Here is an 18,434-nt window from a genome sequence, read left to right as displayed (position 1 = left end):
AGGCCCTGCGCGCGGCGGTTGGAAGGCGTCCGTCCAATCAGGCGGCGCGGACCGTGCCGAGGAATTCGGCCATCACCCGGCGCAGGGTCTGCGTCTGGGTGGCGAGGCTCGCGGCCGCATCCTGCACCTGAGCGGCGGCGGAGGAGGTGTCGGCGGCCGCGCCGTTGATGCCCGAGATGTTCACGGACACCTGCTGCGTGCCCTGCGAGGCGCGGGCCACATTGTGGGCGATCTCGCGGGTCGCGACGCCCTGCTGGTCCACGGCGGCTGCGATGGAGCCGGCAATGCGGTTGATCTCCTCGATGACGCCGGTGATGCCGACGATGGCCTGCGAGGAGGCGCGGGTGGAGCCCTGGATCTCCTCGATCTGCGCCTCGATCTCGGCGGTGGCCTTGGAGGTCTGGTCGGCCAGTTGCTTCACCTCGGCCGCCACCACAGCGAAGCCCTTGCCCGCGTCACCCGCCCGGGCCGCCTCGATGGTGGCGTTGAGGGCGAGCAGGTTGGTCTGCCCCGCAATGTTGCGGATGAGGTCCACCACCTTGCCGATCTTCTCGGCGGAGTTGGACAGTTCCTGCACCTGCGCCGCGGTGTTGCCGGCCTCGGCCACAGCGGCATTGGCGATGCGCGCGCTCTCGTCCACCTGCCGCTTGATCTCGATGATGGAGGACGCCAGTTCCTCCGCCGCCGAGGCGACCGTCTGCACATTGTTGGAGGCTTCTTCCGAGGCCCCGGCGGCGGTGTGGGATTCCTCCGCCACCTTGCGGGTGGCGGAGGTCATGGTGGACGCGGCGCCTCCCAGCTTGTCGGAAGCGACGCCCACATTCTCCACCACCTGGCCCATGGCCTGCTCGAAGCCGTTGGCGAGGTTCTGCATGGTGGCGCGGCGCTCCTCCTCCTGGCGGACCCGATTGGCCTCGGCTTCCTTGGCCTTGCGCGCCGCCTCTTCCTCGACGCCGATGCGGATCTGGTCCACGGCGCGGGAGATGTCGCCGATCTCGTCCTTGCGGTTGGCGCCCGCGATCTCCGCCACCTGCTCGCCCGCCGCGAGGCGCCGCAGGGCAAGGGTGAGGCGGGTGATGGGGTTGGAGATGCCGCGGGCGACCAGCGCCATGGCCACCAGGGCCGCCGCCGTCACCACCGCCGCAGCGACCATCTGCCAGAAGGTATCGGCGCGGCTCCGCTCGGCCAGGGAGGCGCCGAGCTTGTCGGCATCGGCCATGACGACCGCGCGCGGCACGGTGATGATGACCGACCATGCTCCGCCGGTCCGGCCGAGGGCCACGGGAGCGAAGACCTTGATGGCGTCCTTGGCGGTGTCCAGCTTCACCGCTTCCTCGCCCTTGCGCAGGGTGTCCATGTCCTGCTCGGCCTGCGGCTCGATGGCCTTGTAGGGCCCGCCGATGCTGCGCGGATCGGCGCTGGAGGCGACGACGAGGCCGGCATTGGTGACGATGGAGACCGTGCCCTGCCCCTTGTAGATGGAGCGGTCCACCTTCTCCGCGAGGCTCTGCACGAAGGAGAGGTCGAAGTCGGCGCCCGCGACGCCGGCGAACCTGCCGCCGACCATGATCGGAACCGACATGGTGGCGAGATAGACCGACTTGCCCTGCACCACATACGGCAGCGGGGCGAGGATGCTCTCCTTGCCGGTCGTCTGCGGGCCGATGAACCAGCCGCCCTTCATGACGCCGTTCGGATGCAGGTCGCGGCTGTCGTACTCGACCAGTGGCTGAAGGGCGATGTTCCCCGCCGCGTCCCGCGTCCAGTAGGGCAGCGCGCGACCCGTGGCGTCCGAGCCGATGTCCTTGCGCCCGATGTTCAGCGGATCGGCGCCGTCGAGGGCGTCGGGCATCCAGGCGCTGTACGTGCCGTTGAAGCGGGTATTGTTCTTCAGCACGCTGAGCAGAAGCGCATTGAGCTGGCCCCGCCGCTGGTCGCGGGCGCTGCCAACGCCGTCATTCTCGGCCACCACCTCCAGCGCGCGCGCCATGACGCGGGCGGCATCGAAGGCGGAATCGATCTCGGTGCGGATGGCCGCGGCCTGCACGGAGGCCAGGCGCTGGAGAGAGTCGCGGCTCGTGCTGTCGAGCAGATCGCCGACGCTCTCCGTCACGTAGCGCGACGTCTGGGACGCCGCATAGAGCCCGTATCCGAGCAGCGCACCGGCCACCGTGACGACGCACAGTGCCGAGAGCGCGATGATCCTGATCTTGATCGAATGAATGTTCATGTCCGCCGCCACCACAACCTAAGGTGAATACCGGGCTAGGTGCCGGAGCTTGCGCGGGGCTGGCGGATTTCACGCGTATTTTTTGATTTAGATCAAATGGCAGTTTCCCGAATACATCCGAAAACGGAGCAGTTTTCTAGGCCGGTGAGCAGCGGGAGGAAGTGCCAAGTCTAAGTCACTGAAATCCAATGCAAGCGATCTAAGCCCTTTGGCGGGGGCGACGGATCATTCGTCCAGCAACGGTCGTTACTACTTTGGCGCGCATAAAGTAGGGGTGCGGGGGTTGGCCGCAGGCGGCAGATGGCTGCAACAAGCGATGTCGCTCCGCCACCGCACCACGTGGGCGCGCTCATCCGGCGGATGGGCTAACGCACCACCTTCCCCGGATTGAGGATGTTCTTCGGGTCCACCGCTGTCTTGATGGCCCGCATGAGGGCGATCTTGGCAGGATTGCCGTAGCGGTCCAGCAGATCGAGTTTCACCCGGCCGATCCCGTATTCGGCACCAAACGATCCGCCCATGGCCACGGCCAGATCATAGATGCGGGGCGAGACCTCGCGCTCGAACCATGCCTTGTAGGTGGCCGGCACGGCACCCACGGGCGCAACCACGTTGAAGTGCACATTGCCATCGCCCACGTGACCATAGATGGACAGGCGGCCGCCCTCCGAATGGTCCTCCACCAGCGCGGAGGCCTCTTTCACGAAGGCCGGCAGGCGGGAGGTGGTGACGGAGACATCGTGCTTTACCGAGCCGCCGTTCGCCACTTCCGCCTCGGGAATGTGCTCGCGCAGCACCCAGAGCGCATCGCGCTGCGCGCCGCCGGAGGCGAGCGTGCCGTCGGTGACGAGCCCCTCTTCCATCAGTTGCTCCAGCAACTGGCTCACCGCGTCCTCCAGCGGGAAGACGGGCGAGGCGGTCTGGGCTTCCAGCAGCACATAATGGGGGTTGGGCGCCGTCAGCGGATGGCGCAGCTCGCTCCTGGCGGCCAGCAGCATCCGGAGGGAATGGTCGGAGACATATTCGAACGAGGTGATGCACTCGCCGGTATAGGCCTGCGCCCGCGCCAGGATCTGCGTCAGGGCGTCGATCTCCGGAATGGCGAGGAAGGCCGTGACAGTCTGCACGCTCTTGCGCACCAGCTTCAGCGACACCGCCGTGATGATGCCGAGCGTGCCTTCCGCGCCCAGCAGAAGCTGCTTCACATCATAGCCGGTGTTGTTCTTGCGCAGGGGCTGGAGCACGTCGAGCAGCTGCCCGTCCGGCAGCACCGCCTCGAGGCCCAGCACGAGATCGCGGGCCATGCCGTACTTCAGCACGGAGACGCCGCCGGCATTGGTGGAGAGATTGCCGCCGATCTGGCAGGACTGGCGCGAACCGAGGTCCAGCGGCAGCATGAGGCCCGCCGCATCCGCCGTCTCCTGAAGCACGCTCAGCACGCAGCCAGCTTCGGCGGTGAGGGAGAGGTTGGGGGCATCCACCTCGCGGATGGCGTTCAGCCGCTCCAGGCTCAGCACCAGTTCGTCGCCCGCAACGCCCGGGGTGGCGGCGGCGCAATAGGAGGTGTTGCCGCCCTGGGGCACCAGCGGCACGCCATGCTCCGCGCACAGCGCCACGATGCGGCGCACGTCTTCGGTGGTCCGGGGGCGCAGCACGGCGCGGGAGGCGCCGGTCATGTATTTGCGGAAGTCCGTGAGATAGCGCGCCACCACGTCCTGATCGGTGGTGACGAGGTCCTCCGGCACAGCCTTGAGAACGGTGTCGATCCTGTCCATGCCTGCCTCCGCGCATCTGGAGGCTTCATAGCAAGCCGGCACGAAGAATGGTGCGGCATCAGCCAGGTCCCGCGCAACTTTATGCCGGCTCGCCCACCGGCAGGGATTGCCTTCCGCAGCCGCCCGCCCTTTCCTGCCTCAGGACAGAGGCGAGGAGAGAAGCCATGGCGCGCGCGGCAGGAAGGTTCGGGAACACATCCCGTTCGGGCCCGCGCCTTGGCGCGCTGCTGACCCTGCTTGTCCCGGCAGCCGCCGGCGCCGCCCCGCCCGCCGAGGCCCCGAACGTGGTCATCATCGCGGTGGCGGCTGTGCAGGAGCCGGACGGGGCGACCGACTGCACGGTGAAGGGGCAGGTGCGGCAGGTGGAAAAGGGCACGCGCCTCGCCATCGGCCAGAACGTCACCCTCACCGTGCCCTGCCGCCGGGCCGGCGCCAAGGCGCGCAGCGGCACGCCGGACAGCGCCACCCTCTCCGCCGCGCCTTACGGGCGCGTGCAACTCGACACCACCGGCACACTGCTGCGCGCGCCCTATGAGCCGCTGGCCGATGCCCCACCCCCGCCGCCCTCGGAGTGAGGGTCAGGCCACCTCACGCGCCACCACGAGATCCGCCACCAAAGCATCGAAGGCCTTGGCCCGCGCTTCAGCGTCCGGCACACGCAGGATGGCGGAGGGATGGGTCGTCACCAGCAGGCGCACGTCGCCCGACGCCTCCATCACCCGACCGCGCGTCCGCGAGATGGTGACCGCCCGGCCGAGCAGCGCATGGGCGGCGCTCGCCCCCAGCGCCACGACGAGCGACGGCCGCACGAGCGCCAGTTCCCGGTCCAGCCACCAGCGGCAGGCGGCGATCTCGCCCGCATTCGGCCCCTTGTGCAGCCGGCGCTTGCCCCGCCGCTCGAACTTGAAGTGCTTCACCGCATTGGTGACATAGACCGCGCCGCGCGCGATGCCCGCCGCCTCCAGCGCCCGGTCCAGCACGCCACCGGCCGGGCCGACGAAGGGATGGCCCTTGCGGTCCTCCTGATCGCCCGGCTGCTCGCCCACGAGCATCAGCGGCGCATCGGCGGCCCCCTCGCCGAACACCGTCTGCGTGGCATCGCGATAGAGCGGACAGCGTATGCAATTCGCCGCATCTCGGGCGAGCGCCGCCAGCGCCTCAGGGCCGGTCACGGGTGCGCCTCCGCTGCCCCGATCTTCCGGCGGCGCCGCACCGGCACGTCCGGATGGCCCGGCGTCTGGCCGAGGCGTGTCATGAGGGCGCGGGCATCATCGGGGGCGTGCAGCTTGTCCGTATTGTCGAAATAGACGAACACGTCGCGCGGGCGCTTCGGCACACTGCGGGCGTCGATGAAGGCGCCGTCGGTCATCGCCTGGCCCTCCCGCCAGTGGCGCACGCGCGCCGCCCAGCGGTCCAGTTCTTCGGGCGGATAGGCGCTGCGATAGAGCTCCTGCGAGCCGTGCAGGCGCACATAGATGAAGTCGGCGGTCGCATCCATGAGCAGTGGCCACTCGACCGTATCGGCGCAGACGAGGGCGACGCCGTGATGCCGCAGCAGGTCCGTGAAGGCGGGCGTGCGATAACTGTCGTGGCGGATTTCCAGCGCATGGCGCAGCGGACCGTCCGTCTCGGCCCCCACCGCCGCCCGCCCTTCAAGGCGCGCATCGTGCCGCCGGGCCAACTCCGATGCCGTCGCCATGTTGCGGGGCAGGAGGGACAGGAAGGCGTCGAGCCGTGCCTCGTTGAAGGGAAAGGACGCCGGCAATTGCCACAGCACCGGCCCGAGCTTGCGGCCGAGCTTCAGGACGCCGGAGGCGAAGAAATTCGCGAGGGGCGCCTCCACCGCCTTCAGCCGCTTCATATGGGTGATGAAGCGCGGCCCTTTCACCGCGAAGAGGAAATCGTCGGGCGTTTCAGCCGCCCAGCGGGCAAAGACCTCCGGTTTCTGGAGGCCATAGAAGGTGCCGTTCACCTCCAGCGAGCGGAAGACTTGCGCCGCATAGGCCAGTTCCCGCTTCGCGCCGAGGCCCTCGGGATAGAAGGCGCCCCGCCACGGCGCATAGGTCCATCCCGAGACGCCGATGCGCACATCGGCTGGCGGATGGCGGGCCGCCATTAGTCCTCCGGCACCGCCTTGCGGCTCGGAGGCACCTGCTCGCCCTGGTCGGTCAGGGTCGGGAATTCGCCCAGATTGTTCTGGATGTCGGCCGGTTCCTCGGGCGGACCGTCCTCCGTGGGCACGGGGCGCAAGGTGGCGGGATAATTCTCCGTCTGCGCCACGAGTTCGGTGGCCATGTCCCAATGGATCTCGGCGCGGCCTTCCGGCTGCCCTTCCTCGATCCAGATCTGATAGGCGAGTTCGCGGATCTTCTCGTCGTGAGCGTCCATGATGTGTCCTTCCGTCTTTGAGAGGAGAACGGTGGGACGCGGACGCTGTTCCTGTCAGGCGATGAGCGGCGCCGGCTTCGCATTCAGCGCGGCACAGGCGGCTTTCGGGTCCACCTCCACCTGAAGCCCGCGCTGGCCACCATTGAGGAACACGGCCGGAAAGGCGAGCGCGGTCTCCTCCATGGCGGTCGGCACCTGCCGCTTCTGGCCGAAGGGGCTGATGCCGCCCACGTGGTAGCCGGTGAGGCGCTCGGCATCCGCCGGCTTCATCATATGCGCCGACTTGCCGCCGAAGGCCGCCGCCAGCTTCTTCATGCTCACCTCGCGGTCGGAGGGGATGACCGCGCACACCGGCTTGCCGTCCACCTCGGCCATCAGCGTCTTCAGCACCCGGCCCGGCTCGGCGCCGATGGCCTCCGCCGCCTGAAGGCCGACGCGCGGCGCGTCCGGATCATAGTCATAGGAGACGGCGGTGAAGGCGATACCGGCCTTCTGGAGGGCCTGCGTGGCGCGGGTGGTCTTGGACATGGCAGGGGCCGAGATCGAGAAAACGAGGCCCGATCTCTGGTCCCGCGCGGGGCGCGGCGTCAAGCGCATGTCACGGCGGAGTGATCCGCTGCGAGGGTGGTTTCATGCCGCACGCGAATGGGCCAATCTGCGGCCACCGTTGCGTCGCCGGACCTTTCCCGAGCGGCGCCCCACCCGGAGACCCGGCATGATCGACCTGCACTACTGGCCGACCCCCAACGGCCACAAGATCACCCTCTTCCTCGAAGAGACCGGCCTGCCCTACACCATCCACCCGGTGAACATTTCCGCCGGCGACCAGTTCAAGCCCGACTTCCTCAAGATCGCGCCGAACAACCGCATGCCGGCCATCGTGGACCATGATCCGCCGGGCGGCGGGGCGCCGGTCTCGGTGTTCGAATCGGGCGCCATCCTGCTCTATCTCGCCGAGAAGACCGGCCAGTTCCTGCCCAAGGATGTGCGCGGGCGCTATCAGGTGCTCCAGTGGCTGTTCTGGCAGATGGGTGGCCTTGGCCCCATGGCCGGACAGAACCACCATTTCGTGCAGTATGCGCCCGAGAAGATCCCCTACGCCATGGAGCGCTACGTGAAGGAGACGAACCGTCTCTACGGCGTGCTGAACCGGCGCCTCGAAGGCCGCGACTTCATCGACGACGAGGGCTATTCCATCGCCGACATGGCGGCCTATCCCTGGATCGTGCCGCACGAGCGCCAGCAGCAGAAGCTGGAGGACTTCCCGAACCTCAAGCGCTGGTTCGAGGCCATCAAGGCCCGCCCGGCCACCGAGCGCGCCTATGAGAAGGGCAAGCAGGTGAACACGACCCCGACCGTGAACGAAAACAGCCGCTCGGTTCTGTTCGGCCAGACGGCGGCGAACGTGAAGGCGTGATGTGGAGAAGCGCCCCGCGCTGTGGCTGTGGGGCACTTCTTTTTTTGCGATGCTTGGGGGAGAGGGTCCGACATGCCCCCTCCCCGGCCCTCCCCCGCAAGCGGGAGAGGGAGTTATGGCAGGCGCGGTCGAGGCGTTTCGCTCACGGAATGCAGTGCAGGCTCTCCGCCCCCCGGAACGCAGTCCCCTCTCCCGCTTGCGGGGGAGGGATAGGGAGGGGGCAGAGGCGTGCCCTCAACAGGGGTCCAGCGGCCCTAACCCTCCCCCGCCTCCTCTGACGCCAGTGCCTGTTCCGCGACGGCGTCGCCCCCCTCGGCCGCGCCTTCGAGAAACACGCGGTATCTGGCGATCTCGCCGGCCATGAAATCGAGGAACACGCGCACGCGGGCGGCGTGGCGCAGGTCGGGATGGGTGAGCAGCCAGAGATCGGCCGCATAGGCGGGCTCCGGCGGGGCGAGGCGCACGAGGGCCGGGCGCGGATCGGCGATGAAGCAGGGCGCATAGCCGATGCCGAGCCCCGCCTCGATGGCCTCCGCGAGGCCGAACACCGTGTTGACGCGATAGGCGATCCGCTCCGGGGGGATGCGCGCAAGGGTGTCCTTGACCACCTTCATGCCGCCGAAGCCATCGCCCAGCGACACCCAGTCCTCGGCCGCCGGGTCCATCTGCGCGATAGCGTCCGCGCTGGGAAACCGCCGTGCCAGTCCATAGAGCGCCCAGCCGATGCGCGCCACGCGGCGGCCCACCAGATTGTCCGGCGGCGTGTCGCTGGCGCGGATCGCCACATCGGCATCGCGCTTGGAGAGATTGAGCGCCTGATTGCCCAGCACCACGTCCAGCCGCACGCTCGGGCAGGCTTCGCGGAAGCGGGCAAGCATGGGCATCAGCAGATGCACCAGCAGGCTGTCGTTGGTGGTGACGCGCAGTTCGCCCGCCGGCGCCAGTTCGCGCCCGGCGATCTTGCGGGTGACGGAGGTGATGTCCGCATCCACCCTTTCTGCCAGCGCCACCACTTCCTCGCCGGCGGGGGTGAGGGCATAGCCGGTACGGTGGCGCACGAACAAGGCGACGCCGAGCGCCTCCTCGATCTGCTTCAGGCGGCGGAACACGGTGGAGTGGTTCACCCCCATCTGCACCGCCGCCGCCGGCAGACTGCGCGCATCGGCCACCGCCTTGATGAGCCGGAAATCATCCCACGCCAGATTCTTGAAGGGCTCCGCCACCCGCATTCCTCCGCACCACACGCGCCGAAGAAACCACAAACCGGCGCCGGACGGAAACGGCAAAGGCCGCGCTCAAGGCGCGGCCCGGTGCCGATGACTGGCGGGAAGAGATCAGGCGGCGCGGGGCGTCGCCTTGGTGCCGATCAGCTCGGAGAGCGTCACAGACTTCAGGGCGAAGGCGCCGTCGCCGAGCAGGCCCTGCGCAAAGGCCGCCATGGCGAGGAAAGCGGGATATTCCCAGCCGCCGCCGGCCACGTTGAACACCCAGCCGTTCGGGGCATGGACCATGAGGGCGCCCACGAGCAGCGGGATCAGCGCCAGGGAGACGACGCGGCCGTAGAAGCCGACGAGGATGGCGGTGCCGCCGATGAACTCGCCGAGGACGATCGGCCAGGCGAGGAAGGTGGGCAGGCCCTGGGCGGCGAGATAGCCCTCGAAGCCGGGGACCGTGAAGATCGCGAACTTCAGATAGGCGTGGGAGATGAACATCAGGCCGAGCGTGATGCGCAGGGCGGTGGCGCCATAAGCGGCGGTGCGAAGGTCAAGCATGGGAAGTCTCCATCCGTGTGGACCCCGAGAGGCCCGGAAAGCTGCCGGAGCGGCCCGCCTCAGTGCGGTCCGCCCTTGAGCCGCTTCGGTTTGTGACCGCCACGGCTCAGGTGATGGACAGACAATCGGCTCACCACAGACGCAAGGCAATTCCAGATTTCGCAGAGTCTGAATTGCATCAGCGCAATAGAAATGCCGTGGCGCCGGGGCCGATCAGCGCTATCTGTGGAGCCAAGCCAGCCGCTGATCCGGCGCTTCCAGACACCTTCCACGGAGGTCACGACCATGTCCCACGGTATTCACCACATCACCGCCATCGCCGGCCCCGCCCAGCGCAATCTCGACTTCTACACCCGCGTCCTCGGGCTGCGGCTGGTGAAGAAGACGGTCAATTTCGACGATCCGGGCACCTATCATTTCTATTTCGGCGATGAGGCCGGCGCGCCCGGCACCATCCTCACCTTCTTTCCCTGGGCCCATGTGGCGCCCGGCCGCCTCGGCCTCGGCGAGACGGAAGAGACCGTCTTCCGCATTCCCGAGGGCGCGGTCGGCTACTGGCTGCACCGCCTCATCGAGAATGGCATCGCCCATCAGCCGCCGGAGGAGCGCTTCGGTGACAAGGTGATCTCCTTCAAGGACGTGGACGGCATGCGCCTCGCCCTCGTCGGCGTACCCGGCATCGAGGCCGAGCCCGCCTGGACCGGCAGCGACGTCCCGGCGGAGATGGCCATCCGCGGCTTCCATTCGGCGAAGCTCCTCATTGAGGACACCGCCCGCACCGGCGCCATCCTCACCGACGTGCTGGGCTTCAAGGAAGTGGCGCGCGCCGGCTCGCTGGTGCGCTATCAGGCGCCCGGCACCACCATCGGCGGCATCGTGGACCTGCACGGAGCCGGCGGCTTCCTGCCCGCCCGCCTCGGTGGCGGCTCGGTGCACCACATCGCCTTCCGCGCCAAGGATGACGCGGAAGAGATGGAGATGGTGAAGAAGCTGGCGGAGAACCACGGCATCCGCGCCACCGAGCAGAAGGACCGCAACTACTTCCGCTCGGTCTACTTCCGCGAGCCCGGCCACGTGCTGTTCGAGATCGCCACCGACATCCCCGGCTTCGCCGTGGACGAGCCGGCGTCGAGCCTCGGCCAGGCGCTGAAGCTGCCGTCCTTCCTCGAGCCGCGCCGCGCGGCCATCGAGGACGTGCTCCCGGTCCTCGCCTGAACCCACATCGCCGGCCCGCGCCTCTGCGCGGGCCGAGCCCCCAGAAGGAGGGTCCCATGACCCGCACTGACACGTTGTCCTTCGTCCATCGCTTCGAGCCGGCCACCGTGCCCGGCCGCGCGCCGCTGCTCCTGCTGCACGGCACCGGGGGCGACGAAACCGACCTCCTGCCCCTCGGCCGCGCCGTGGCGCCCGGCGCCGCCTTGCTCTCGCCGCGGGGTCAGGTGCTGGAAGGCGGCATGCCGCGCTTCTTCCGGCGTCTGGCAGAAGGCGTCTTCGATGAAGCGGACGTGCGCCGCCGCGCCGACGATCTCGCCGCCTTCATCACCGAGGCGCGGGCGGCTTACGGCCTGCCGGCGCCCATCGCGCTCGGCTTCTCCAATGGTGCCAACATCGCGGCAGCGGTGATGCAGCTCCATCCCGGCGTGCTCGCCGGCGGCGTGCTGCTGCGGGCCATGGTGCCATTGCAGGAGGCGCCTGTAGCGGACCTCTCCGGCACCCGCATCCTGATGGTCTCCGGTGCCATGGACCCCATCGTACCGGAAGCCAATGCCCGCACGCTGGCGGCCACCTTCGCCGGCATGAAGGCGGATGTGCGCCATGAGGTTCTGCCCGTGGGCCATGGCCTCTCGCAGGCCGATCTCACCCTCGCCCAGCGCTGGCTGGGGCAATGAAAAACCCCGGCCCGCAGACGGGCCGGGGTTCTTTTTTTTCCGGCGGAGGACGACTCAGAGCGGCAGGTCGCCAGCCTCGCGGCCGAGCCACTTCTTCGACATGGCGTCGATGGTGCCGTCCTTCTTCGCCTCGGCGATGATGGCGTTCACCTTAGCCTTCAGCGTGTCCTCGCCTTTGGCGATGCCGATGAAGCAGGGGGACTCCTTGATGAGGAACTTGAACTCGGTGTTGGTCTGCGGGTTCTTCATCATGATGGTGCCCGCCGCCGCCGAGGAAATGGCCACCAGTTCCGTCTGCCCGGCCACATAGGCGGCGGCGGTGGCGGCATTGTCCTCATAGCGCTTCACGGTGACGCCCGGCGGTGTCACCTTTTCCAGCTCCTGGTCCTCCATGGCGCCGCGGGTGACGGCCACCGAATGGCCGGCCATGTCGCCGGGCGCCTTCACGGGCACCGACTTGCCGCCGAACACCGCCTGATAGAAGGGCGCGTAGGCGGAGCTGAAGTCGAGGACCTTCTCGCGCTCGGCATTCTTGCCCAGCGTGGAGATGACGAGGTCCACCTTGCCGGTCTGGAGATAGGGAATGCGGTTGGCGCTGGAGACCGGGACCAGTTCCACCTTGACGCCCATCTTCTTGCCGATGAGCTCGGCCATGTCGATGTCGAGGCCCTGCGGCTTCAGGTCCGGACCGACGAAACCATAGGGCGGATAGTCGGTGGGCACCGCGATGCGCACGGCCTTGCGCGACTGGATGGCCTCGAGCGCATCTTCCGCATGGGCTGCGGGCGCGGCGAGGCCGAGCATGGCCGAGACGCACAGCAGGGACAGGATGGACCTGCGATCCATGAAACTCTCCTCGGGATCAGCCGGCCCGCCGATACGCCGCCGGCCGGAACGGGACACGCCGAATGCACAAGCCGTGCCGGACGGCCGTCAGGATGCGGCTACCGGCAGGGCGATAGAATACTTCACCTGCCCCAGCGCGAAACTGGATTCGATGGAGGCGACGCCATCCAGCCGGGTGAGCTTGGTCTTGAGGAAGGTCTCGTAAGCGGCAAGGTCCGGCACCACCACCCGCAGGAGATAATCGCGCGGGCCGGTCATGAGGTAGCACTCCAGAACTTCCGGCCAGGTGGAGATGGACCGCGCGAAGCGGTCGAGATCCTCTTCCTTCTGCCGTTCCAGCTTGATGGAAATGAACACGCTCACCGGCAACCCCACCGCCGCCTGGTCCACGAGGGCCACATGCCGGGTGATGACGCCCCGCTCTTCCAGCAGGCGGACACGGCGATGACAGGGCGAGGCGGAAAGGCCCACCCGGTCCGCCAGTTCCTGCATGGTGATGCGGCAATCCTGCTGCAGGATCGAGAGGATCTTGCGGTCGATGGCGTCGAGCAGGGCCATGGGGTGCGGGGTCCGTCCGGATTCGATCGGCCCAGCCTAACCGAACCACGCCCGTTTTCGAGGCATCCGCGTCCAATTCATGGTCAGCGATGCGTGGGTCGGCCCCGGCACCCGCATGCCAGGGCCGACCCCGACGCCCGGGGGGTCGTGGCGCCGCGGCTCAAAGAGCCACCATGCGTGTTAGAGGTGGGAACTTGCATGAGGATGGCTTCCTTGTAGCTTCGGCGCCCGACGCAGATGGTCACCTTGCCGCATGCCCCCACACGCGCAGGGTGCCGCACAGTTCTTATGCACTCCAGAACAGGTCTCCCATGCAGCCGATCCTCTCGCTCCGAGGCGTCTCGAAGACCTATGCCTCGGGCCACAGCGCGCTGAAGAACGTCTCTCTGGACATCCGCAAGGGCGAGATCTTCGCCCTCCTCGGCCCGAACGGCGCGGGCAAGACGACCCTCATCAGCATCATCTGCGGTCTGGTGCGGGCCTCCTCCGGCAGCATCGAGGCCGCCGGGCACGACATCGTCAGCGGCTACCGCGCCGCCCGCAGCCTCATCGGCCTCGTGCCTCAGGAACTGACCACCGACGCCTTCGAGACGGTGACGGCCACCGTGCGCCTGAGCCGGGGCCTGTTCGGCAAGAAGCCGGACCCGGCCCTCATCGAACGGCTGCTGAAGGACCTCTCCCTCTGGGACAAGCGCGACGCCAAGATCATGACGCTCTCCGGCGGCATGAAGCGGCGCGTGATGATCGCCAAGGCGCTTTCCCACGAGCCACAGATCCTCTTCCTCGACGAACCGACCGCCGGCGTCGATGTGGAACTGCGGCGGGACATGTGGCGCCTCATCCGCGACCTCAGGGAAGCGGGGGTGACCATCATCCTCACCACCCATTACATCGAGGAAGCCGAGGAGATGGCCGATCGCATCGGTGTCATCCGGGCGGGCGAGCTCATTCTCGTGGAGCGCAAGGAAGACCTGATGCGCAAGCTTGGTCGGAAGGAGCTGACGCTGCATCTTCCGGCGCCGCTGGCGGCGGTCCCGCCGGCCCTTGCCGCCCATCCCGTGACGCTGGCACCCGACGGCCTCAGCCTCACCTATACCTATGACGCGGCCGCAGGCCCGGAAGCCATCGCTGCCTTCCTGAAGGAGGTGGCCGCCGCCGACGTGGCCTTCTCCGATCTCGAGACGCGGCAGACCTCGCTGGAAGAGATCTTCGTCAGCCTCGTCCATGCCTGAGCGGTCGCCGCACCGGCCGCCGCGCCCGATGCCCACGGCATGCCCATACCCGACACCCCCGCCCCATGTTTGCCTACGAACGGATCCGCCATGAACCTCAATGCCATCCGCGCGATCTATGTCTTCGAGATGGCGCGCACACGTCGCACTCTGCTCCAGAGCATCGTGTCGCCCGTCCTGTCCACTTCGCTTTACTTTGTGGTTTTCGGGTCGGCCATCGGCGGCCACATGGGCGAGATCGGCGCGGTCAGCTACGGCTCCTTCATCGTTCCGGGGCTGATCATGCTGTCGATCCTGACGCAGAGCATCTCCAATGCGTCCTTCGCCATCTACTTCCCGCGATTCGTGGGCACGATATATGAAATACTGTCGGCACCGATTTCGGCAGTGGAGATCGTCGTCGGCTACGTCGGGGCCGCCGCAACCAAATCGGTCATACTCGGTCTCATCACGCTCGGCACGGCCGCTCTGTTTGTAGAGGTGCGGATCGAACATCCCTTCTGGATGCTCGGTTTCCTCGTGCTCACCGCGATCACCTTCAGCCTTTTCGGATTCGTCATCGGCATCTGGGCGGACAGCTTTGAAAAGCTCCAGATGATACCACTTCTGATCGTGACACCTTTGACGTTTCTCGGCGGCAGCTTCTACTCCATCGACATGCTCCCGCCCTTCTGGCGCAACCTGAGCTTGTTCAATCCGGTAGTATATCTTGTGAGCTGCTTCCGCTGGAGCTTCTACGGGAATGCCGATGTGCATGTCGGGATCAGCGTAGCTATGACCTTCATGTTCCTCGGCTTTTGTCTTCTGGCCGTGGGCTGGATCTTCAAGACCGGCTATCGGTTGAAGACATGATTGTGCCACAAGTCTGGCCGCAACGTAGCGTCAAACGATCCGATTCTATTGTCGGTCGGTGCAAAATGTCCGATTTGGCACCTTTCGAGCGTGCCACCGCTTGAATTAAAGGTCGGCCTGCTGCAATAAACACTTACTCTCGGAGGATTCGCAGTGGACGATCAAGATTCGAACGACTTCCTGGCAGAGAACGCCGCGCAGATCGTCAGTGCGTTCGTCGCCCACAACAGCATCAGCGCGGCCGAACTGCCAAACCTCATCCAGACCGTGCATGCAACCCTTGCGGCGCTCACCGGTCAGAAGCCGGTTGAAGCCGCTCCGAAGCAGCTCGTGCCCGCGGTGAGCGTGAAGCGTTCCATCACGCCCGATTACATCATCTGCCTTGAGGACGGACTGAAGTTCAAATCGCTCAAGCGTCACCTGATGTCCAAGTATGGCCTGACGCCGGACGAGTATCGCAAGAAGTGGGACCTGCCCTACGACTATCCGATGGTTGCGCCGAACTATGCGCTGACCCGCTCGGCCATGGCGAAGGAAATCGGGCTCGGCCGCGCCAAGAGCACGCCCGCCAAGGCGCCCGAGGCCAAGGACGCTCCGGCCCGCAAGCCCCGCGCCAAGAAGGCGTGATCCAGAAGGCCTGAGCGGCGCGCTTGCGCCAGCAGCGGCAGGACACATGAAAAAGGCCCGGTCGCCATGCGCGCCGGGCCTTTTTCATGTCCGTTGCCTCACCGGAGGCGCGGGGGCAGTCTCAGGGCACCGAGATCGTCAGTCCACCTTCTCGTTCGGATAGACGCCCCAGAGCTTGTTCTGCTCCACATAGCCGTCGAAGCCGTCGCCGAGGATGCGGCACCATTTGCCGTCGCAGGACTTGATGGTGCCGAGCACATTCGCCTCCAGCCGCGCCACGGCCCGCGCATTGGCATCGGGCTTGTCGCGCAGGGTGATGGTCGTGTCCTTGCTCCAGGGCGCGACGAGGGCGGTGCGCCGCCCTGACAGCATGGAGTGATAGACCCAGCCTTCCGCACCGTCGGCGTCGCGGATGCGCCGCCAGGTCTCGAACTCGGCGGTGATCTCCACCGGCAGGCCGGCGCGGGTGAAAATCCAGGCCACGTCCTGATCCCGGTTCGGACCGTTGCGCACGTTCACGCGGTCCGCCTTCAGCGAGACGAAGCGGGGCACGGGCAGACCGGTGCCGGCCCCCTTGTCGTCATCCGCCGCGAGCGCCATGCCCGGAAGCATCGTCACCATGAGCAGGGCCATGAGCGCCCGCCGCGCCTGGGAGAGATGCCGCCACGTGATCCGCATGTCTGCTCGTCCTTTCGCACGTCTGAGCCGGTCTGGACTGGATAGATGCCCCAGAACCATGAATGCGGCTCTAACGCCGGTGCATCATGGGAGCGGGGGAGCCCCCCGCGTGCCGGGGGCCGGCACTTGCGACCGATCGTTGCGCCCCGGCTCGCGGACATTGCTGCACTTGCGAGCCGTTGCGGGTGTGAAGTGCGCCGGACGGCGCCGCCCGTCAAGGCCGCGATGCGCACGGCGCCTTGTCTTTCCGCGCCTGTCTGCTAGACCGAACGAAAGCTGGGGAAACGCAGAACGGGGATGGAAATGGCGCGTCGCAAGCCGCTCGTCGTCGTCACAAGGAAGCTGCCGGATGTCGTCGAGACCCGGATGCGCGAACTTTTTGACGCCGAATTGAACGTGGATGACGTGCCGATGGACCAGGCTGCCCTTGTGGAAGCCGTCAAGCGCGCCGACGTCCTCGTCCCGACCCTGACCGACCGCATCGACACGGCCGTGCTCTCGCAGGCCGGCGAGAACCTGCGCCTCATCGCCAGCTTCTCGAACGGCGTCGACCACATCGACGTGGCGACCGCGCTCGCCCGCGGCATCACCGTTACCAACACGCCCGGCGTCCTCACCGAGGACACCGCCGACTTCACCATGGCGCTGATCCTCGCCTTGCCCCGCCGCGTCACCGAAGGCGCGCAGGTGCTGACCGGCGATCAGGACGACTGGGCGGGCTGGTCGCCCACCTGGATGCTCGGCCGACGCATCTGGGGCAAGCGCCTAGGCATCATCGGCATGGGCCGCATCGGCCAGGCGGTGGCGCGCCGCGCCAAGGCGTTCGGCCTCCAGATCCACTATCACAACCGCCGCCGCCTGCCCGGCGCCATCGAGGATGCGCTGGAGGCGACCTACTGGGACAGCCTCGACCAGATGCTGGCCCGCATGGACATCGTGTCGGTCAACTGCCCGCACACGCCGGCCACCTTCCACCTGCTCTCCGCCCGCCGCCTCAAGCTGCTGAAGCGCGAGGCCTATGTGGTGAACACGGCGCGCGGCGAGATCATCGACGAGAATGCGCTCGCCCGCATGCTGGAAGCCGATGAGCTGGGCGGCGCGGGCCTCGACGTGTTCGAGCAGGAGCCGGCGGTGAACCCGAAGCTCGTGCGCCTCGCCCGTCAGGGCAAGGTGGTCCTGATGCCGCACATGGGCTCGGCGACGCTCGAAGGCCGCATCGACATGGGCGAGAAGGTGATCGTGAACATCCGCACCTTCATGGACGGGCACCGTCCACCGGACCGCGTCCTGCCCTCCATGCTCTGATCCAGATATTCCGAAAGGCCGCCGTTCAGGCGGCCTTTTCATGTGCGGAGAGGTCGGTGATCCGGGCGCCCGTGCCGGTGAGCGGATTGTCTTCGTCCCAGCCGTAGCTCAGCGTCTCGAAGCGCATGGACCGAGCGTCCATCATCAGCAGCTTGCCCACCAGCCCCTCGCCGAAGCCGACAATGGCGCGGATGGCCTCCAGCGCCGCCATGGAGCCGGCGATGCCCGCGAGCGCGCCGAGCACGCCCGCTTCCGCGCAGGGCGCTACCGTGCCGGGCGGGGGCGGTTCGGGGAACAGGCAGCGATAGGTGGGGTTCGGCGTGCCATCCGGCCCCGTCTCATGGGCGCTTATGGTGGTGAGCGTCGCATCGAAGGTGCCGAGCGCCGCCGTCACCAGCGTCTTCTTCGCCAGCACGCAGGCATCCGACACCAGATAGCGGGTGGCGAAATTGTCGGAGCCGTCCAGCACCACATCGGCGCGGGAGATGAGATCGAGCGCATTGGCGGGCGTCAGGCGCACGGCGTGCGTCTCCACCTCCACATGCGGATTGAGGGCCTCGACGGCCTCTTTGGCGCTATCGGTCTTGGGGCGGCCGATGTCGGCGGTGCGGTGGATGACCTGCCGCTGGAGATTGGAGAGCGACACGGCGTCGTCATCGACGATGATCAGCCGGCCGACGCCCGCCGCCGCCAGATAGAGCAGCGCCGGGGCGCCGAGCCCGCCGGCGCCGACCACCAGCACTTTCGCGGCCTTCAGCTTCTGCTGTCCCGGCCCGCCCACGTCATGCAGCACGATGTGGCGGGCGTAGCGTTCGATCTCGTCGGCGGAAAAAGCCATGAAAGGGTGTCCTGGGGCCTGACGGTT

20 protein-coding genes are annotated in these 18,434 nt (G+C 67.4%); 8 read left to right on the top strand and 12 right to left on the bottom strand.

Annotation, left to right across the window (positions count from 1 at the left end; translation table 11 throughout):
• Positions 1 to 37: 37 nt before the first annotated feature.
• Positions 38 to 2,230, bottom strand: a complete 2,193-nt coding sequence (locus tag AZC_RS01290; RefSeq protein WP_043879900.1) for a methyl-accepting chemotaxis protein — start codon at positions 2,228 to 2,230, stop codon at positions 38 to 40.
• Positions 2,231 to 2,595: 365 nt separating this feature from the next.
• Positions 2,596 to 4,005 (bottom strand): FAD-binding oxidoreductase, encoded by a 1,410-nt coding sequence (locus AZC_RS01285; RefSeq protein ID WP_043878745.1) that lies wholly within the window; start codon positions 4,003 to 4,005, stop codon positions 2,596 to 2,598.
• 164 nt (positions 4,006 to 4,169) lie between these two features.
• Here AZC_RS01285 and AZC_RS01280 point away from each other — a divergent pair, with 164 nt between their 5' ends.
• Positions 4,170 to 4,580 (top strand): hypothetical protein, encoded by a 411-nt coding sequence (locus tag AZC_RS01280; RefSeq protein WP_043878744.1) that lies wholly within the window; start codon positions 4,170 to 4,172, stop codon positions 4,578 to 4,580.
• 3 nt (positions 4,581 to 4,583) lie between these two features.
• On the opposite strand, the gene AZC_RS01275 is transcribed toward AZC_RS01280, so the two are convergent.
• From AZC_RS01275 to ybaK, 4 genes are read right to left on the bottom strand one after another with little or no spacing between them, the layout of a single operon-like run.
• Positions 4,584 to 5,177, bottom strand: coding sequence for a UdgX family uracil-DNA binding protein (locus tag AZC_RS01275; protein WP_012168782.1), 594 nt, complete (start codon positions 5,175 to 5,177; stop codon positions 4,584 to 4,586).
• Complete coding sequence (locus AZC_RS01270) at positions 5,174 to 6,121, bottom strand: DUF72 domain-containing protein (RefSeq protein ID WP_012168781.1); 948 nt, start codon at positions 6,119 to 6,121, stop codon at positions 5,174 to 5,176. The genes AZC_RS01275 and AZC_RS01270 overlap by 4 nt, the downstream gene beginning before the upstream one ends.
• Entirely contained in the window at positions 6,121 to 6,393 is a 273-nt protein-coding gene (locus AZC_RS01265) for a DUF2934 domain-containing protein (RefSeq protein ID WP_012168780.1), read from the bottom strand. Before AZC_RS01265 ends, AZC_RS01270 begins: the two co-directional genes overlap by 1 nt.
• A 54-nt stretch (positions 6,394 to 6,447) precedes the next feature.
• Complete coding sequence (gene ybaK, locus AZC_RS01260) at positions 6,448 to 6,921, bottom strand: Cys-tRNA(Pro) deacylase (RefSeq protein WP_012168779.1); 474 nt, start codon at positions 6,919 to 6,921, stop codon at positions 6,448 to 6,450.
• A 187-nt stretch (positions 6,922 to 7,108) separates the two neighbouring features.
• On the opposite strand from ybaK, the gene AZC_RS01255 reads away from it, so the two are divergent.
• Positions 7,109 to 7,810, top strand: a complete 702-nt coding sequence (locus AZC_RS01255; protein ID WP_012168778.1) for a glutathione binding-like protein — start codon at positions 7,109 to 7,111, stop codon at positions 7,808 to 7,810.
• A gap of 254 nt (positions 7,811 to 8,064) precedes the next feature.
• On the opposite strand, the gene AZC_RS01250 is transcribed toward AZC_RS01255, so the two are convergent.
• The gene (locus AZC_RS01250; protein ID WP_043879899.1) at positions 8,065 to 9,033 is read right to left on the bottom strand and encodes a LysR family transcriptional regulator; all 969 of its coding nucleotides are present in this window, start codon (positions 9,031 to 9,033) and stop codon (positions 8,065 to 8,067) included.
• Positions 9,034 to 9,144: 111 nt separating this feature from the next.
• Positions 9,145 to 9,582, bottom strand: coding sequence for a DoxX family protein (locus tag AZC_RS01245; protein ID WP_043878743.1), 438 nt, complete (start codon positions 9,580 to 9,582; stop codon positions 9,145 to 9,147).
• A gap of 285 nt (positions 9,583 to 9,867) precedes the next feature.
• Between AZC_RS01245 and AZC_RS01240 the strand changes: the two genes are divergently transcribed.
• Both AZC_RS01240 and AZC_RS01235 read left to right on the top strand, forming a co-directional pair.
• Positions 9,868 to 10,797, top strand: coding sequence for a ring-cleaving dioxygenase (locus AZC_RS01240; protein WP_043878742.1), 930 nt, complete (start codon positions 9,868 to 9,870; stop codon positions 10,795 to 10,797).
• A 56-nt stretch (positions 10,798 to 10,853) separates the two neighbouring features.
• Positions 10,854 to 11,471: an alpha/beta hydrolase gene (locus AZC_RS01235; protein ID WP_012168774.1), complete on the top strand. Its 618-nt coding sequence runs from the start codon at positions 10,854 to 10,856 to the stop codon at positions 11,469 to 11,471.
• A 54-nt stretch (positions 11,472 to 11,525) separates the two neighbouring features.
• On the opposite strand, the gene AZC_RS01230 is transcribed toward AZC_RS01235, so the two are convergent.
• A complete protein-coding gene (locus tag AZC_RS01230; RefSeq protein WP_043878741.1) occupies positions 11,526 to 12,317 on the bottom strand; it encodes a transporter substrate-binding domain-containing protein in 792 nt (263 codons plus the stop codon).
• Between the two features lie 87 nt (positions 12,318 to 12,404).
• Entirely contained in the window at positions 12,405 to 12,875 is a 471-nt protein-coding gene (locus tag AZC_RS01225) for an Lrp/AsnC family transcriptional regulator (protein WP_012168772.1), read from the bottom strand.
• Positions 12,876 to 13,186: 311 nt separating this feature from the next.
• Between AZC_RS01225 and AZC_RS01220 the strand changes: the two genes are divergently transcribed.
• The 3 genes from AZC_RS01220 to AZC_RS01210 all read left to right on the top strand — a co-directional run bounded on the left by AZC_RS01220 (position 13,187) and on the right by AZC_RS01210 (position 15,586).
• A complete protein-coding gene (locus AZC_RS01220) occupies positions 13,187 to 14,107 on the top strand; it encodes an ABC transporter ATP-binding protein (protein WP_012168771.1) in 921 nt (306 codons plus the stop codon).
• A gap of 90 nt (positions 14,108 to 14,197) precedes the next feature.
• Entirely contained in the window at positions 14,198 to 14,959 is a 762-nt protein-coding gene (locus AZC_RS01215) for an ABC transporter permease (RefSeq protein WP_012168770.1), read from the top strand.
• 153 nt (positions 14,960 to 15,112) lie between these two features.
• Entirely contained in the window at positions 15,113 to 15,586 is a 474-nt protein-coding gene (locus AZC_RS01210; RefSeq protein ID WP_012168769.1) for a MucR family transcriptional regulator, read from the top strand.
• Positions 15,587 to 15,724: 138 nt separating this feature from the next.
• Here AZC_RS01210 and AZC_RS01205 read toward each other — a convergent pair whose 3' ends face one another.
• The gene (locus tag AZC_RS01205; RefSeq protein ID WP_081433863.1) at positions 15,725 to 16,264 is read right to left on the bottom strand and encodes an SH3 domain-containing protein; all 540 of its coding nucleotides are present in this window, start codon (positions 16,262 to 16,264) and stop codon (positions 15,725 to 15,727) included.
• 303 nt (positions 16,265 to 16,567) lie between these two features.
• Between AZC_RS01205 and AZC_RS01200 the strand changes: the two genes are divergently transcribed.
• The gene (locus tag AZC_RS01200) at positions 16,568 to 17,569 is read left to right on the top strand and encodes a 2-hydroxyacid dehydrogenase (protein ID WP_043879897.1); all 1,002 of its coding nucleotides are present in this window, start codon (positions 16,568 to 16,570) and stop codon (positions 17,567 to 17,569) included.
• Positions 17,570 to 17,594: 25 nt separating this feature from the next.
• Here the strand turns inward: AZC_RS01200 and AZC_RS01195 are convergent, their stop codons facing one another.
• Complete coding sequence (locus AZC_RS01195) at positions 17,595 to 18,407, bottom strand: HesA/MoeB/ThiF family protein (RefSeq protein ID WP_012168766.1); 813 nt, start codon at positions 18,405 to 18,407, stop codon at positions 17,595 to 17,597.
• Positions 18,408 to 18,434: the final 27 nt, after the last annotated feature.

This window comes from Azorhizobium caulinodans ORS 571, assembly GCF_000010525.1.
Lineage (GTDB): Bacteria > Pseudomonadota > Alphaproteobacteria > Rhizobiales > Xanthobacteraceae > Azorhizobium > Azorhizobium caulinodans.
This window is presented reverse-complemented; position numbering and strand designations above follow the sequence as displayed.